The 16,402-nt window shown below is 47.3% G+C and carries 15 protein-coding genes, 5 tRNA genes and 1 pseudogene; 20 read left to right on the top strand and 1 reads right to left on the bottom strand.

The features are described from left to right. Positions 1 to 38 precede the first annotated feature (38 nt). The 5 genes from AB1I50_RS04730 to ftsZ all read left to right on the top strand — a co-directional run bounded on the left by AB1I50_RS04730 (position 39) and on the right by ftsZ (position 6,551). Entirely contained in the window at positions 39 to 1,298 is a 1,260-nt protein-coding gene (locus AB1I50_RS04730) for an FtsW/RodA/SpoVE family cell cycle protein (protein WP_407725078.1), read from the top strand. Between the two features lie 78 nt (positions 1,299 to 1,376). After that, positions 1,377 to 2,495 (top strand): undecaprenyldiphospho-muramoylpentapeptide beta-N-acetylglucosaminyltransferase, encoded by a 1,119-nt coding sequence (gene murG / locus AB1I50_RS04725; RefSeq protein ID WP_407725077.1) that lies wholly within the window; start codon positions 1,377 to 1,379, stop codon positions 2,493 to 2,495. 55 nt (positions 2,496 to 2,550) lie between these two features. Continuing rightward, the gene (gene murA, locus AB1I50_RS04720) at positions 2,551 to 3,804 is read left to right on the top strand and encodes a UDP-N-acetylglucosamine 1-carboxyvinyltransferase (RefSeq protein WP_407725076.1); all 1,254 of its coding nucleotides are present in this window, start codon (positions 2,551 to 2,553) and stop codon (positions 3,802 to 3,804) included. 34 nt (positions 3,805 to 3,838) lie between these two features. Further along, positions 3,839 to 5,269, top strand: a complete 1,431-nt coding sequence (locus tag AB1I50_RS04715) for a cell division protein FtsQ/DivIB (protein WP_407725075.1) — start codon at positions 3,839 to 3,841, stop codon at positions 5,267 to 5,269. Positions 5,270 to 5,450: 181 nt separating this feature from the next. After that, positions 5,451 to 6,551 (top strand): cell division protein FtsZ, encoded by a 1,101-nt coding sequence (gene ftsZ / locus AB1I50_RS04710; protein ID WP_407725074.1) that lies wholly within the window; start codon positions 5,451 to 5,453, stop codon positions 6,549 to 6,551. A 51-nt stretch (positions 6,552 to 6,602) separates the two neighbouring features. Here ftsZ and AB1I50_RS04705 read toward each other — a convergent pair whose 3' ends face one another. Next, entirely contained in the window at positions 6,603 to 7,145 is a 543-nt protein-coding gene (locus tag AB1I50_RS04705) for a stage V sporulation T C-terminal domain-containing protein (protein ID WP_407725319.1), read from the bottom strand. 235 nt (positions 7,146 to 7,380) lie between these two features. Here AB1I50_RS04705 and AB1I50_RS04700 point away from each other — a divergent pair, with 235 nt between their 5' ends. The 15 genes and pseudogenes from AB1I50_RS04700 (at position 7,381) to AB1I50_RS04630 (ending at position 16,392) form a co-directional block, all read left to right on the top strand. Continuing rightward, a complete protein-coding gene (locus AB1I50_RS04700) occupies positions 7,381 to 7,854 on the top strand; it encodes a flavodoxin (RefSeq protein WP_407725073.1) in 474 nt (157 codons plus the stop codon). Between the two features lie 138 nt (positions 7,855 to 7,992). Further along, positions 7,993 to 9,264 (top strand): annotated as a pseudogene (gene sstT, locus AB1I50_RS04695) (serine/threonine transporter SstT). A 19-nt stretch (positions 9,265 to 9,283) separates the two neighbouring features. After that, positions 9,284 to 9,637: a DUF3783 domain-containing protein gene (locus AB1I50_RS04690; RefSeq protein WP_407725072.1), complete on the top strand. Its 354-nt coding sequence runs from the start codon at positions 9,284 to 9,286 to the stop codon at positions 9,635 to 9,637. A 23-nt stretch (positions 9,638 to 9,660) separates the two neighbouring features. Continuing rightward, positions 9,661 to 10,305, top strand: coding sequence for a hypothetical protein (locus AB1I50_RS04685; RefSeq protein ID WP_407725071.1), 645 nt, complete (start codon positions 9,661 to 9,663; stop codon positions 10,303 to 10,305). Between the two features lie 146 nt (positions 10,306 to 10,451). Continuing rightward, a tRNA-Val gene (locus AB1I50_RS04680) sits at positions 10,452 to 10,527 on the top strand. Positions 10,528 to 10,530: 3 nt separating this feature from the next. Then, positions 10,531 to 10,607, top strand: a tRNA-Asp gene (locus tag AB1I50_RS04675). A 5-nt stretch (positions 10,608 to 10,612) separates the two neighbouring features. Continuing rightward, a tRNA-Phe gene (locus AB1I50_RS04670) sits at positions 10,613 to 10,688 on the top strand. Positions 10,689 to 10,693: 5 nt separating this feature from the next. After that, positions 10,694 to 10,769, top strand: a tRNA-Gly gene (locus tag AB1I50_RS04665). 582 nt (positions 10,770 to 11,351) lie between these two features. Next, entirely contained in the window at positions 11,352 to 12,383 is a 1,032-nt protein-coding gene (locus AB1I50_RS04660) for a MuF-C-terminal domain-containing protein (RefSeq protein WP_407725070.1), read from the top strand. 71 nt (positions 12,384 to 12,454) lie between these two features. Next, positions 12,455 to 12,898, top strand: coding sequence for a GNAT family N-acetyltransferase (locus AB1I50_RS04655; RefSeq protein WP_407725069.1), 444 nt, complete (start codon positions 12,455 to 12,457; stop codon positions 12,896 to 12,898). 25 nt (positions 12,899 to 12,923) lie between these two features. Further along, a complete protein-coding gene (locus tag AB1I50_RS04650) occupies positions 12,924 to 13,610 on the top strand; it encodes an AlkZ-related protein (protein ID WP_407725068.1) in 687 nt (228 codons plus the stop codon). A 12-nt stretch (positions 13,611 to 13,622) separates the two neighbouring features. Next, complete coding sequence (locus AB1I50_RS04645) at positions 13,623 to 14,378, top strand: serine aminopeptidase domain-containing protein (protein ID WP_407725067.1); 756 nt, start codon at positions 13,623 to 13,625, stop codon at positions 14,376 to 14,378. Positions 14,379 to 14,532: 154 nt separating this feature from the next. Then, entirely contained in the window at positions 14,533 to 14,970 is a 438-nt protein-coding gene (locus AB1I50_RS04640) for a hypothetical protein (protein ID WP_407723749.1), read from the top strand. 479 nt (positions 14,971 to 15,449) lie between these two features. Next, positions 15,450 to 15,525: transfer RNA gene (locus tag AB1I50_RS04635), tRNA-Ala, on the top strand. 78 nt (positions 15,526 to 15,603) lie between these two features. Further along, complete coding sequence (locus tag AB1I50_RS04630; RefSeq protein ID WP_407725066.1) at positions 15,604 to 16,392, top strand: nucleotidyltransferase domain-containing protein; 789 nt, start codon at positions 15,604 to 15,606, stop codon at positions 16,390 to 16,392. The last annotated feature ends 10 nt before the right edge of the window (positions 16,393 to 16,402 follow it).

Raw genomic sequence — 16,402 nt, 5'->3', positions numbered from 1 at the left:
ATTAATCATATAAAACATCGTTGTTTGGAGGATGAATAATGGCTCCAAAAAAAAGAATGATATTTCAGGCGGACGTCAACCGTATCTATGATGAGGAGTATCAAAGAGATCAGCAGGCGCAAAAGGAAAGGCTTTTTGTAAGACCGTCGCGTAAGCGTAAGATGAAAAACGCCAAGTGGTTCGGCATCGGAATGGGCATTGATTTGCCGTTCTGCATTATCCTGCTTGTTCTGCTCACTATCGGAACAATAATGATGTTCTCGGCAAGCTACGCCTTCTCGTACTACACCCAAGGCGACAGCTACTACTACCTTATCAGGCAGATAATCTTTATTGTAATCGGCTTAATCGCGATGGTTGCGATGTCGTTTTTGAATTACAATAAGCTGCACAAGATAGCGCCGATTGTTTTGGGCGTTGCGTATTTTTCGCTGCTGATAGTGCTTGTTCTTCCCGCAGGCGAGGGCGGCGTAAAGCGTTGGATTCCCCTCGGTATGTTTAACATTCAGCCGTCTGAGATTGCCAAGCTGGGCGTAATTTTGTTTTTCGCTCACTGGGCAAGTAAATATTACAACAAAATGGAACTCCCGAAATACAGCATTTTGCCGGGTATTATAGTTTTTGGCTCAATCGCGGTGCTGTTGCTTTTGGAGCCGCACTACTCGGGTATCGTAATCATCGGTATACTCACCGTGCTTATGCTTTACATAGGCGGAATGAAAACAAAGTACCTGGTCATAGCAGGCGGCATATTGCTCGGATTGATTTTGATTTTGGCTGTAACAGGCGGATTGTCCTACGCCATGAGCCGTATGGCAGGCTGGGGACAGGCGCTTGAATACACCGACGACGATATGTGGTGGGACACCTACCAAACGCGAAATTCGCTATACGCAATCGGCTCGGGCAGGCTTTGGGGACTCGGTCTCGGCCAGTCAAGGCAGAAGTACCTCTACATTCCCGAACCGCAGAACGACTTTATCTTCGCGGTTGTCGTCGAGGAGCTCGGTCTTATCGGCGCGGCGATTATTCTGCTCATTTTTGCTTTGCTTATCTGGCGCGGCATTACGCTCTCGCTCAGAGCAAAGGATAAATTCGGCAAGCTGCTCGGGATAGGACTTACCTCGCAGATTGGTATTCAGGTTGTCCTGAACATTCTGGTTATCACCGACTGGTTGCCGAACACCGGTATCAGCCTGCCGTTCTTCAGCTACGGCGGCAGCTCGCTGATTATGCTGCTGGCGCAGATGGGCATTGTGCTTTCAATCTCGCGCACGGCAAACATTGAAAGAACATAGTTTAAACCCACCTATGCCTTCGGCGGCGCGGTTTTGCGCGAAAACGCCGCGGGCAGAAGGGCTTTTAAAGGAGTAAATATGAAGGTACTGCTCGCAGGCGGCGGAACCGCCGGCCACATCAACCCGGCATTGGCAATTGCAGGGTATATAAAGCAAAAACAGCCTGAGGCTCAAATCCTTTTTATCGGCAACAAAACCGGTATGGAACAGCGCCTTGTAAAAAACGCAGGCTATGATATAAAGTCAATCACCATCAGCGGTTTTCAGCGCAGCCTGTCGCCAAAGAGTATGGTCGCTAACGCAAAAACCGTTAAGAGAACCTTTACTTCCTCGGCTGAGGCAAAGAAGATTATCGCGGAATTCGCTCCCGATATCTGTATCGGCACAGGCGGCTACGTTTCGGGACCTGTTGTCCGCACCGCGGCAAAGATGGGAATTCCCTGCATTATTCACGAGCAAAACGCCTATCCCGGCGTTACCAATAAAATGCTCTCACGCCGCGTAAAAAAGGTTATGGTGGCGGTTGAAGCCGCAAAAAAATACTTTGAAAAAGCCGATGTCGTAATCACGGGCAACCCCGTCCGCGGAGAGATTTTGACCGCAGATAAGCAAAAATCGCGTGAAAAGCTCGGGCTTGATAACCGTCCGCTTGTGCTGTCGTTCGGCGGAAGCTTAGGCGCTCAAAGGGTTAACGAAGCCGCGGCTGAGCTTATCGCGAGGAGCGCTGCTGACGGTAAATACCAGCATATACACGCCTACGGCGGCAACAACGAATCGTTTTTGGAATTGCTTAACGAAAAGGGTGTTAACCTGCCCTCGTGCCCGAATCTCGACATCAGACCGTACATTGACAATATGAACGAGTGTATGGCGGCGGCTGACCTTGTAATCTGCCGTGCCGGAGCGATCACGCTCAGCGAAATTCAGGCAATGGGCAAGCCGGCAATTCTTATTCCGTCCCCGAACGTTGCGGAAAACCACCAGTATCACAACGCCATGGCGCTTGTAAACAAGGGCGCTGCGGAGCTGATTGAGGAGAGCGATTTGAGCGGAGAAACGCTCATAAGCACCGTTGACACAATGCTCGGAAACCCCGAAAAGCTCCGTCAAACCGGAGAAAACTGCAAGAAAATGGCGATAACCGACGCCAACGAAAGGATTTATTCCGTCGTTAAAAAGGTTCTTAAATTAGTTTAACACTCGGCACGCTGACAGCATAAAATGAACTGAGATTCATTTAGAGGGTGTTAGTGTGTCAAAGCTGCTTGTTACGGGACGCAAAAAACTGTCGGGCGAGGTAAGTGTTCAGGGCGCTAAAAACAGCGTTCTGCCTATCCTTTCGGCGACACTGCTCGCGAGGGGAGAGACCGTTTTATACAACTGTCCCGACCTTTCCGACGTTGAGGATTCCGTAAATATACTTCGTTACCTCGGCTGTAAGGCCGAGCGCAGCGGTCAAACCCTCGTGATTAACACCGACGGCTTTAACCGCTGTGATGTTCCCGATTCGCTCATGCGAAAAACGCGCGGCTCAATCATATTTTTGGGCGCGGTGCTCGCCAAAACAGGCAGGGCAAAGCTCAGCCTGCCCGGCGGCTGTGAAATCGGCTTACGCCCGATTGATATGCACCTTTCTGCACTTAAAAAGCTCGGCGCGGAAATCCGCGAACGCCGCGGCTGTATCGACTGCCGTGCGCCATACGGACTTAGCGGAGCGAAAATTTCGCTCGACTTTCCGAGCGTCGGCGCGACGGAACAGGTCATTATCGCCGCGTGTTTAGCTCACGGCGCAACCACGCTGACAAACGCCGCCAGAGAGCCTGAGATTGCCGATTTGGCAGACTTCCTGAATTCCTGCGGAGCAAGGATTTACGGCGCAGGCGAGGGCGAAATTTTAATTGAGGGCACGGGCTCGCTTTCGGGCTGCGCCCACAGCATTATTCCCGACAGAATAGCCGCGGCAACCTTTATGTCGGCAGCGGCGGCGACGGGTTCGGAAATTGTACTTACAGACGTAATTCCTGCCCACCTCGGAGCGGTTATCTCCGCGTTTGAGGATATGGGCTGCAAAATAAAAACCGACGGCACAAAGCTGAAAATAACCGCTCCTGCGAGCTTAAAGCCGCTTAAGGCGGTCAGCACAATGCCGTACCCGGGCTTTCCGACAGACGCGCAGGCTCCGCTGATGGCAGCCGCCTGCGTTGCGGACGGAACCTCGGTGTTTACCGAAAATATATTTGAAAACCGTTTCCGTCACACGCGCGAGCTCGCCCGAATGGGCGCGGAGATAAAAACCTGCGGCAGAGTTTGCGTGGTGTACGGCAGAGACAAATTATACGGCGCAAAGGTCGATTCCACCGACCTTCGCGGAGCGGCGGCGCTTGTTGTAGCCGCGCTTTGCGCCGAGGGAAAAACGCGCATAGGCTCGCTTAGATACCTCGAAAGAGGCTACGAAAACCTCGAGCTGTCGCTTTCCTCGCTCGGCGCGGATATTAAAAAAATATAAGACTTATAAAAAAAGGAAAGGGGGATTGCCCAAAATGAGCGACATTTCTTCAAAAGAAAAGCGCGAGCTTGCAAAACAGCGCAGAGAAGCCGCAAAGCAGGCTCAAAAATATCATAAGGAACAGAAAAAAAGGGCAAAAAAATCCTCTGACGCCACTCAGCATGTAAAGCTGCCCAAGCGCAAAAAGCCGTCCGGAAGTAAAATTGAAGAGGCGGTTAACTCGGGCAGAACAACCAAATTTGAAAAAATCAGCCGTGAAGAAAAATTCAGGCGCGAGAGCGAGGAGCGAATCCGCAACCTCAAGCCGCAGGATTTTGAGGACGGCTATTACATAGACGAGTACAGCGAAAAAAAGCGCAGCGAACGCCGCGCAAAGGTTATCCGCAAGCAGGAGCAGGAGGTTATCAGGCGCAACAAAAAGCCGATTACCCAAAAGCAGGCGCGTAACCGCAGAATAATTATAGCAACGGCAATTCTCCTTACGGTTCTTGTTGTCGGAGCTGTGCTCAGCCTTACGGTTCTTTTCAAGACTGAAAAAATCGACATTGAGGGCGACGAGTATTACTATGAGGATCAGATTATCGCGTTCAGCAACGTAAGTCTCCAGCAGAATATCTTTTTGGCGGCTATCGGCGGAACTCCGCAGGAGATTGTAAAAAATCTTCCCTACGTTGAGGACGCGAAAATCGGCTTTGCCGTACCCGATACCGTCACCATTAAAATAACAAACGCTCTGCCGTCATACTATGTAAAGGACGGGGACAAGTATCTCATTATCAGCTCAAAGGGCAGGGTTCTCGACACCGAAACCGAAGAGCCCGAGAACGCCGCGGAGCTTATCTGCAACGATTACAAGAACAAGGAAATCGGCAGTTATATTGAGTTTGAGGACAAGTCCGTGCCCGATATCCTCGAGAGCGTGGCGAACAGCCTAAAGGCGAACGGACTTGACAATATCAAGGCTTTTGACGTCACCGACACCTCGGCAATCACAATTGACTACGCAGGTAAAATCAAGATTAATATCGGCGTTGCCGAGGATATCGACTATAAAATCAAGACCGCTGCGGCGATTATCACCCAAAAGCTCGACCCGAACAACACAGGTCAGGTTTACGGTACGCTCGACGTTTCGACATCGAGCAAGAACAAAATGTCGCATTTCAAGCCTGCCGAGACTACTCCGGCAACCGAGCCTTCCACAACTGCTCCGGCACAAGATACAAACGGCGGTACAACGGATTGGAACGCTAATGCCGACAATAGTTATGACGCGAACGCAGGCGCAAATAATTATGATGCAAATACCTATGATAACGGTGCGGTTTACGACAACGGCGCGTCATACAATAATAACGCCGGCGGAGTTTACGACAACGGCTACGCCAACAATACCGCCGGTAACGGAAACTATTACGCGGGCGACCTTGGCGGAGGCGGAGCCGACGGCGCAGCGCCTTACTAAAGACTTGTCTGCACCAAGCACTGAAAATGAAATAATTTCAACGAAAAATATCAAGAAAAAAAGCACAAAACCATTGATATTTTTTAACAAGTGTGTTACTATATAAAATGCAGAATAGTAAATTAGGATATTATGCGACTTTTTATAGAGACCTATAAGGATTTTTAAGGAGGATAACAAAATGGCTTTTGAGCTTGAACTGGAAAATGAGTATATGCCTAAAATTAAAGTAATCGGCGTCGGCGGAGGCGGCGGAAACGCTGTAAACCGCATGGTTGCCATGAACATTAAAAACGTTGAATTTATCGCTATCAACACCGACGGCCCGGTTTTGAGACTTTCCAAGGCTTCGCAGAAGGTTCAAATCGGTGAAAAGCTCACACGCGGTAAGGGCGCAGGCGCAATGCCTTCAATCGGCCAGAGCGCCGCTGAGGAGAGCAAGGAAGAAATTGCCGAGCTCCTCAAGGATACCGATATGGTATTCGTAACCGCAGGTATGGGCGGCGGCACCGGTACAGGCGCGGCTCCTGTAATCGCAAAAATTGCCAAGGATATGGGCATTCTCACAGTAGGCGTTGTTACAAAGCCTTTTGCTTTTGAGGGCAAAAAGAGAATGACTCAGGCTGAGCAGGGTATCGCGGAGCTCACTCCCTGCGTTGATTCGCTTATCATTGTTCCTAACGAGGGACTTAAAAAGGTTTCGGATGAGCCTATCACACTCCTTAACGCTTTCGAAATTTCCGACGACGTTCTCCGTCAGGGCGTTCAGAGTATCTCAGACCTCATCCTGCTTCCCGGTCTTGTAAACCTCGACTTTGCCGACGTTACCTCGGTAATGAAGGACGCAGGCTACGCTCATATGGGTATGGGCAAGGCTTCCGGTAAGGACAAGGCTAAGGTTGCCGCTGACAAGGCTATTTCAAGTCCGCTGCTCGAAACCTCAATCGACGGCGCGAAGGGCGTTATCATCAACATCACAGCTTCATCAGATGTAAGCCTCGAGGATATCGACACAGCTTCTACCATGATTAAGGACAAGGTTTCCGAGGACGCGAACATCATCTGGGGTGCTGTTATCGACGACAAGATGAACGACGAGATGAGCGTTACAGTTATTGCGACAGGCTTCGGCACAGACGGCGTTCCGTCAAATCCCCAGCCTACTATTGACAATGTTATAGTTGACACTTCCGAGGACGACAACACCTCAAAGGCAACTAAGGACAAAACCGATGACGACGATGACACCTTCTACGACATCATGTCAATCTTCAATAAATAATCAAAGCATAAAAATGCCGGCGTGATTAACTTCACGCCGGTTTTTAATTTATCAGTTTTCCATCTGCTTGCCCAAAAAAGCTGCCGCTGACTGCGCCAGTTTAATCTCGGGCGCTGAAGGCACCTTCATACTGTCTGAGCTGAGCATTACTACCGCGCCCATAACGTCGCCCGAGGCGATAATCGGGTAGATCACCGCGGCGTTTTGCTCGATTCCCTCAATCGGCTGAACATTGTTTAGCGTGCGCTCGGTCGCAGAGTAGCTCTTGCGGTTGTCCATATAGTTTTCGAGCACAGGGCTGATTCGCCGCTCCAAAAACTCCCTTTTAGAAACTCCCGCCGCCGCGATAACATGGTCGGTGTCGCAAATCAAAGTCGGCAGCGAGCTAATCCTCGCGATAACGTCGGCATATTGCCCCGCGAACTCCGACAGCTCCCCGACAGGCGAGTACTTCTTAAAAATAACCTCCCCGTCGGTAGCAGTGTAAATCTCCAGCGGGTCGCCTTCTCGAATACGCAGTGTCCTGCGGATTTCCTTTGGGATAACGACCCTGCCCAAATCATCAATTCTCCTGACTATTCCCGTAGCCTTCATATCTAAAATCTCCCTCATAATTTAATATTTAGCAAAATCCTTGCACGAATATTGTTTGAGTTACAAATATTTTTATGCGTAAAAGGTTGTGGGATAAACTGGAAGTTATTTTTGAGAAAATATTATTTTTATATTGACAACGTGTCAGAATAGATGTATGATAGAACTGCTGACAGAGTGTCAGAATGAATTTTGTCAATCATTAAATTGATATCAATACAAAGGAGAGTTAATAATGAGCAAAAAGTTAGTAGCATATTTTTCCGCAAGCGGAACGACCGCAGCGGTTGCCGAGAATTTGGCAAAGGCTGCAGGCGCAGATTTGTATGAGATTAAGCCTGCTGTTGCCTACACAAGAGCTGACCTTAACTGGCAGGATAAAAACTCGCGCAGTTCGGTTGAAATGCGCGACAAAAGCTCGCGCCCCGAGCTTGCCGATACAAACGCGAATATCGCGGAGTACAACACAATTTTTGTCGGATTTCCCGTTTGGTGGTATGTCGCCCCGACTATTATCAACAGCTTTTTAGAGGCTTATGATTTCAGCGGAAAGAAGGTTGTTCTGTTCGCGACCTCAGGCGGTTCGGGCTTCGGAAAAGCTGTTTCAGGCTTGCAGCCGAGCGCTCCTAAAGCTGAAATTGTCGAGGGAGAAATTCTCAACGGCAGACCGAACGGAGCTAAGCTTAAGGCTTTTGCCGATAAATATTAATCTCACAGTGAGCCGCCCGTGTTGGGCGGTTCATTTTGCGTTTGAGTGCATAATTGGTCTAATTGCCTTGAAAAACCGCCTGCCGCGTGATATATTATTATATAGTCTTTTATTTTCATAAATTCCGGAGGGGAATGTATGAGTGCGGTCAAAAAGGTATTAATGATATATAACGGTGCAAGCCTGATTTTGCGGATAATTATCGGCATTGTCATCGGCGTGGTACTCGCGCTGATTGTGCCGCAGGCGGAGTGGATTTCTATGCTCGGCAATTTGTTTGTCGGAGCGTTAAAGGCGATTGCTCCGGTGCTTGTCGCGGTTCTTGTCGCGGCTTCGCTGTGCCAGGACAACGCAAAGCTCGACCGGCGGTTCGGCTTGGTAATCTTCTTTTACATCCTCTCAACATATTTGGCGGCAGTTGCGGCGGTTACCGCGAGCTTTATTTTTCCGCAGACAATTACGCTTACCTCGGAAGTTGCAAAAACCGAGATTGCCGCTCCCGGCGGACTGGGAGATATCGTCCGCGGACTGCTCAACAGCATAATCGCCAACCCGATAGAGGCGCTCTCAAACGGCAACTACCTCGGAATTTTGTTCTGGGCGGTAATAATCGGAATGGCGCTAAAGCGCTTTGCAAGTGAAAATACTCAGGAGCTTATGCGCAATTTGTCCGACGCGGTAACGCAGGTTGTACGCTGGATAATCAACCTCGCGCCGTTCGGCATACTCGGCTTGGTTTTTACCGCGGTGTCGGAAAGCGGATTTGATATTTTCGTAACCTACGGCAAGCTGATGCTTTTGCTCGTCTGCACAATGCTGACGGTGGCTTTTGTGATAAATCCGCTGATAGTGGCGCTGTCGCTTAGAAGCAATCCTTATCCGCTTGTGTTACGCTGTATAAGGGAAAGCGGACTGACCGCGTTCTTTACGCGCAGCTCGGCGGCGAATATTCCGGTTAACCTTAACCTCTGCGAAAGGCTTGGACTCGACCGCGATATGTATTAAGTATCAATTCCGCTCGGCTCGACAATAAATATGGACGGCGCGGCGGTCACTATTACGATAATGGCGTTGGCGACGGCGCATACGCTGGGTATTGAGGTGTCGCTGCCTACGGCAATTCTTCTGTCGTTTTTGCCGTCACTCGCGGCATGCGGAAGCTCAGGCGTAACAGGCGGCTCACTGCTGTTAATTCCGATGGCGTGCTCGCTGTTCGGAATTCCCGACACGGTGTCAATGCAGGTGGTCGGCGTAGGCTTTATCATCGGCGTAATTCAGGACAGTATGGAGACCGCAATTAACTCCTCGGGAGACGTGCTGTTCACCGCGACGGCGGAATATGTGCACTGGAAAAAGCAGGGCAAAAGCCTGCCGACCTTCCTCGGCGGAACAACCGAGGTCGACTGCTGAGATAGTTTAGGAGGAAATTATGACGGAAGTTTTAATGTATAACATCGACGATAGCAAACGCTTAAAGATAAAGCTGCTCTGCAACAAGCTTAATATAAGAGCGAGAGAGGTTGAAAAATCCGAATTCGGCTTGAAAATTTCAACCCTGCTCGGACTTGACGACGACAAAACGGTTAAGCCCGATTCGGACTTTGACGGCGAAATGCTGTATCTGAGCGACTTTTACGGCTCAATGCTAAACATCTTTTTGAACCAGCTTAAACGGCAAAAAACGCCTGTAGCGCTTAAGGCGATTAAGACCGAGGCAAACATCGGCTTTACCTCTTACGAGCTTTACAAGGAGCTCTGCGAGGAGCACAAGGCGCTTAACTGAGAATTTAATGGGGATAGACGGAAATGAGTAAATCAAAAACAATAGTTTCGCTGATAATGAACGCGCTGATTGTGATTTGCACGGCGGCAATTGTCGTGTCGTACTTCACAGGAAAGCCGGGTGTGCTGATAAGGAACGGCTACGAGTCGTTCAAATTCTTTACGACCGACTCAAATATTTTAAGCGCGATTGCGGCGTTGATTGTGCTAATATTCGATATTAGAATTTTAATCGGTAAAGATAAAGAAATCCCTCACTGGGCGGTGATGGCAAAGTACATCGGCACAACCTCGGTAATGCTGACCTTTGCCACGGTAATGCTGTTCTTAGGCCCTATGTTCGGCTATTACTTTGTGCTCAAGGACACGGCGTTTTATATGCACTTTGTCGGACCGTTGCTTGCGCTGTTGTCGTTCTGGCTGTTTGAGACAAGCTATATCATTCCTAAGCGGTTTATTCACCTTGCGGCGATTCCTATGGCGATTTACGGCGTGGTATATGTTATAGAAGTTTTGGTAATCGGAGAGTTTGACGGCTGGGATGATTTTTACGGCTTCAATACAGGCGGAAGATGGTATTTGTCCATAGCGGCGATTTTGCTGGGTACATACCTGCTCGCGATAGTAATAAGGCTTTTGCACAATTACGCAGTAAAAAAAACACATTGAAAAGTCGATAAACTGATTTGCGGTTTCAGCTTAATAATTTTGAAAAAATTTCAAAAAAAGCCTTGACATTTCGGCCGATAAGTGATATGATAGTAACCGTCGCTGAGAGATAAGGCGAAACGCTGAAGCGACACAGGCATAAACGTGGGAGCATAGCTCAGCTGGGAGAGCATCTGCCTTACAAGCAGAGGGTCATAGGTTCGAGCCCTATTGTTCCCACCAAATGGCCCGGTAGTTCAGTTGGTTAGAACGCTAGCCTGTCACGCTAGAGGTCGACGGTTCGAACCCGTTCCGGGTCGCCATTTTTGCCTCTGTAGCTCAGTCGGTAGAGCAGGGGACTGAAAATCCCCGTGTCGATGGTTCGATTCCGTCCGGAGGCACCAAATATGCGGATGTAGCTCATCTGGTAGAGCGCCACCTTGCCAAGGTGGAGGTAGCGGGTTCGAGCCCCGTCATCCGCTCCAAAAAGAAAAGACACCCACAGGGTGTCTTTTCTTTTTGGTTTGCGGATAGGGGCTCGAAGGCGACCGTGCCGAGCGCAGCGAGGTAAAAACATCACAGTGTGATGTTTTTAGGGAGAGAGCTACACGAACATATCCATTTTGACACACCGCATAAAACGAGCAGGAAGGATACACATTACGCAGGCATACGTCATCTGCTCCACAGGGTGTCTTTTCTTTTTGGTTTGCGGATAGGGGCTCGAAGGCGAGCGTGCCGCCGCCAGGCGGCAAAAACAGTGCGGTGCACTGTTTTTAGCGAGAGAGCCACGCGAACATTACCAATTAAACACGCCGCATAAAACGAGCAGGAAGGATACACATTACGCAGGCATACGTCATCCGCTCCACAGGGTGTCTTTTCTTTTTTGGAACAAGCGTCAAGATGACGGGGCTCGAAGGCGACCGTGCCGAGCGCAGCGAGGTAAAAACATCACAGTGTGATGTTTTTAGGGAGAGCGTTAAGCCCACAGTATAGCTAATCACACACCGCATAAAACGAGCAGGAAGGCGACACATTATACGAATAAACGTCATCCGCTCCATATGCTCCAAAATACAAAGTTATTTGAGAACCTTCTCAACGTCAACCGCAGCTTTGCCGAAAGGCTTGTAAACGCCATTAAAAAGATAGCCGCTAACCTCCGCAATTTCTTCAAAGAAAATCCGCTTGAAGCTAAGACCGAATACGGACAGGCTCTGCTTGAAGCTATGAACAAGGTCGAAAACCGTGTGCAGGAGCTATGGGATGAAGCCGTCGCGCAGGGTATCAGGGCGGAAAAATCTGAGAGCAACAATAATATTTGGTATTCGGATAGAACGTCATTTGCTGAACAAGTTGATAAAGCGCAAACAAGTTCTTGGAATAACAGAAACGCCTTATTTGTATCAGATACGCCTGACATACTGTTAGACTTAGGATTGAAACAACTTCCTGTTCTATATACAAAAGCACATCTGATGGAAGCTCTAAAACCAAAATCAAATAATAATTCTCATTGGCACGGATTAACTTCTGAACAAGTTAAATTAATGCCGGAAATCTTAAAATCGCCAGCTATTATTATGGATTCATTAAGTACATCAGATGATATAGTAGTAATTTCTGATTATCTTGATAATGATGGAGCTCCTATTGTTGCGGTAATTCATACAAACGGGCAGGGAATATATGAATTGCAGACACAACCGAGTAACTTTGTTAAGAGTTATTATGGTAAAGATAAAGGTTTTGAAAGCTATATAAAGAGAGCTTTAACAAATGATAAGATACTTTATATAAGTAAAGAAAAAAGCCAGAGTCTATATCGGCAGATTGGGCTCCAATTGCCCAATGGCTTCAATAAACTTGGCTTTAATAAAATTATACGCCAAAGTAATAGTATTGTCAATACATTATCTCAACAAAATTCCGACCGTTTCGACGCCGACTACCTCTCAGCGGTAGAGCGCGGCAATATGGCAACCGCTCAGAAAATGGTTGACGAGGCAGCAGGGTACACCTCTCCTAAGCTATATCACGGAACAAAGAACTTTGGATTTACTGAGTTCGACCTTGTTTTAAAAACAAAACCATAGACTAAACTCCTTTTTTCTGCTATTATTAAGTTAATAAACGCGATATTAAATTTCAGAACGGGGAATGGGTTATGGGAAAATTCAAAGTTATTCGCGCACAGGAAGAATACCAGCGTGCAGGTGCGTATTCGGTCAGAATTCAGGGGATGAACCGCAAACATCATATTTCGCTCAGAGAGGAATTCGACGAGCACGACGGAGTGGAATGCAAATACATAGTACTGCTCGACGACGAATACCCCGTCGCAACCTGCCGATTTTATCCGCTCAGCGAAAGCTGCGTGTTGGTGGGACGGGTTGTTGTTTTGCCCGAATACAGAGGTAAAGAGCTCGGAAGAAAGGTGATTTGCGAGGCCGAAAAGTGGATATCGGAGCTCGGTTATTCAGAGGTCGTAATCGACAGCCGCCTTGTTGCTGAGGGGTTTTATAAAAAACTCGGTTATTCGCGAGAGAGCGACGAGGTCTTTAACAGCTGGAAATTTGAATGTGTGAGGATGTATAAAAGGTTAAAATGACGGAATTATATAAAGAAGGTGCGTTATGCCATTCGGAGATTTTATAATCAAAAGCAAGTCCGATTTGATTGACGCAATTAATGAATTCGGATTTTTGCCGTTTTTTGAAAATTCAATAGAGGGCTTTTCGATTGAGGAGCATATCGCGCCCGAATGTTGGTGGAATTCCTCTAACGGAGCGTGGAGCGCGTGGGAATGGAAGGGTCCTATAATAAAAGAGACAGGCTGCGCCTACGGCAAGTTCTTTGAGAAAAAGGCTTGCTATATCAGCCCTGAATGGTTTCCTGACTTTGCAAATTACCGCCGTGACGGTTACGACTTTGACGCGCGTTATGACGACGGCTTGGCGCCGTATAAGGACAAGCTGCTTTACGATTTGGTCGAGGGCAATTCTCCTGTAATTTCAAAACAGCTTAAACAGCTCGGCAATTACAAAAAGGGCGGCAACAAGGGCTTTGATACCATCATTACACGCCTACAGGCGCAGTGCTACGTCACAATCAGCGACTTTGTGTATATGAAGGATAAATTCGGCAAGCCTTACGGCTGGGGCGTTGCGGAGTATTCCACGCCCGAAAGCTTTATGGGTGAGAGCTTCACCGAGAAGGTGTATAGCTGTCCGCCCGAAAAATCATACGAGAAGCTTTTGAAACACTTTTGCTCTATGTTCCCGAACGCGGACGTTAAGGCTTTGCAAAAATTCATTAACTAAACGGAGAGAAAAATGAAAAAGAGTTTTACAATAAATGAAAAGGGCAACAGTATAAGATGCCTGATGTATTACGCTGACATCAAGGCGGTTCGCAGAGCGGTAATCTGCGCTCACGGCTTCGGCGGAAATAAAGACAACAAATCTGCCGAGAGGTTCTCCGACTACGTGCTGAAAAAGCACAAGGACATCGTGGTGATTACATATGACGCTCCTGCCCACGGCGAGGATGTTAAGCGAAAGCTGATGCTCGAGGATTGCTTTGAGTATATCAAAATCGTGACTGCTTACGTAAAATCGCGGTTTAAGACGGACGAAATTTATATTTATGCCAACAGCTTCGGCGCTTATCAGTACCTCAATTATATTTATGAAAACGGAAATTCCTACCGCAAGCTCGCGCTGCGCTGTCCTGCGGTAAATATGTACGATATCATCAGTGCCAAGATTACCTCTCCCGACGATATCAAGGCGCTGTCAAGGAACAAGCCGATACTCGTAGGCTTTGACCACAACGTAAAAATTGATAATAAGTTCATCGAAAAGCTCAAAGAAACGGATGTTTTTGCCCGTGACTTCAAAAAGTTTTCGGAGGATATAATTTTTATCCACGGAACAAAGGACAGCATAGTTGACTTTGATTTGTCAAAGAAGTTTGCCGATGAAAATAACATCAAGTTTGTCGCGGTCGAAGGGGCGGATCATATCTTCAAGGATCCTAAAAAGATGGATACGGCGATAAAAGAGATAGTCGAATTCTTTGGATTTTAAGTTTTTCAAAAAAATTTTAAGAAATTTATAAATCTCCTTAAATTTGTCAGGGTTTTGTCATAGTCTGTGTGTTATTATATAGCCACAGTCAAGGCAACAACAAAATAAAAAACAAAAGACTTGACCAAACGCTAAAAATAAGGAGAAATGAAAAATGAAAAAGACAAACGTAAAGACAAAGGTAATAGCAGGAATTATGGCAGCAATTTGTTCGGTATCGGCACTCGGAGCACTTTCGGCAGTAGGCGCGTCGGCGGCAGTAGTAAACAGCGCACCAATCTCGGCACAGGCTGCAAGCAAGAAGGTTTGCCTGTACACAGCATTCGGCAAGACAAGCTACGGCTACGACTGGGACTACAGAGCAAGCGGCACATCGGCAAAAATCAGCTGCACATATGATTTTAAGACAAATAAATATACATTCAAGGCAGTAGGTCAGTATGCAGGAGTAACAAACGCTGTTCTTAAGTACGCGACAATCGACGGCAAGTGGCACAATGTTCCCATCCGTTACACAACCGACAAGAACCTCAACGTTACGGGCGTTCAGACCGGCAAGGAGTATATCACAAACAACCGTTACTCCGGATAATTAAGCTAACTACTCACTTTTTCATAAATAACCTCACTATCAAAAGTAACAAACACAAAACGCGGAGAATAATTCTCCGTGTTTTGCTTTTAAAAACATTTTTGGTTTAATATATTGAAATGCAAAAATAAATGTGCTATAATATTATCCGTTAAAGAAAAATATATGGGCCATTAGCTCAGCTGGGAGCCCGAGTGGGTTGCTTACGCACCCCAAAACAATTTACAATTTCATACATTTGACATGGGCCATTAGCTCAGCTGGGAGCCCGACCGGGTAGCTTACGCACCCCAAAACAATTTACAATTTCATACATTTGACAAGGGCCATTAGCTCAGCTGGGAGCCCGAGTGGGTAGCTTACGCACCCCAAAACAATTTACAATTTCATACAATTGACAAGGGCCATTAGCTCAGCTGGGAGCCCGAGTGGGTAGCTTACGCACCCCAAAACAATTTACAATTTCATACAATTGACAAGGGCCATTAGCTCAGCTGGGAGAGCGCCAGGTTCGCAATCTGGAGGTCAGGGGTTCGATCCCCCTATGGTCCACCACCGTCGCCCGAGTTTGCTCGGGCGGTATTTCTATTATATTAACATCCCGATAAATCGAAATATATAGGTGATGATAAAATGATAAATAAACTATTTGAAAAACTATCCGAATTTGATCAGGTCGAGGCAATCGCGCTCGGCGGTTCCCGTTCGGGAGAAAACTATGATGAAAAATCCGATTATGATGTGTATGTTTACATCACAGCGCCAATCGGAGAAGAAAGCAGACGCGCATTATTGGCTGATTACTGCCAATCTATGGAGATTGGAAACCATTACTGGGAATACGAGGATAACTGTGTTCTGAACAATGGAATCGACATCGACATCCTTTACCGCGATCTGGACGAATTTTGTGACGGTGTTGCGAAAGTTGTGGAAAGGTTTGAGGCATACAACGGATATACTACCTGTATGTGGCATAACCTTTTGACCTGTAAAATTGTTTGCGATAAGTACGGAAGGCTTTGGAACGCCAAAAAACGCTTTTCCGTTCCTTATCCCGAAGAACTCCGAAATAACATCATCAAAAGAAACACAGCTCTTTTATACGGCGCTATGCCCGCATACTCCCTGCAACTGAAAAAGGCGAACGGCAGAAATGACAGGGTAAGCGTTGTTCACAGAACAGCCGCCTTTTTGGAATCGTATTTTGATGTGATTTTCGCATTGAACAAGCAAACGCATCCGGGAGAAAAGCGATTGATTGAGCTTTGCAGAAATCATTGCACTATTCTTCCTGAGCACTTTGAAGAAAACCTCAACCGACTTTTTGACGATATGCTGATACACAGCGATAATCTGACTGAAGATTTGAATGCTATTATTTTAGAGCTTAAATCAGTGATGATACGGGAGAGTTTATGATATTATCCAC

Source organism: Ruminococcus sp. NATIVEDY161 (assembly GCF_045819895.1).
GTDB lineage: Bacteria > Bacillota > Clostridia > Oscillospirales > Acutalibacteraceae > Ruminococcoides.
The sequence above is the reverse complement of the archived record's forward strand: the minus strand, read 5'-3'. Positions and strand labels throughout refer to the sequence as shown.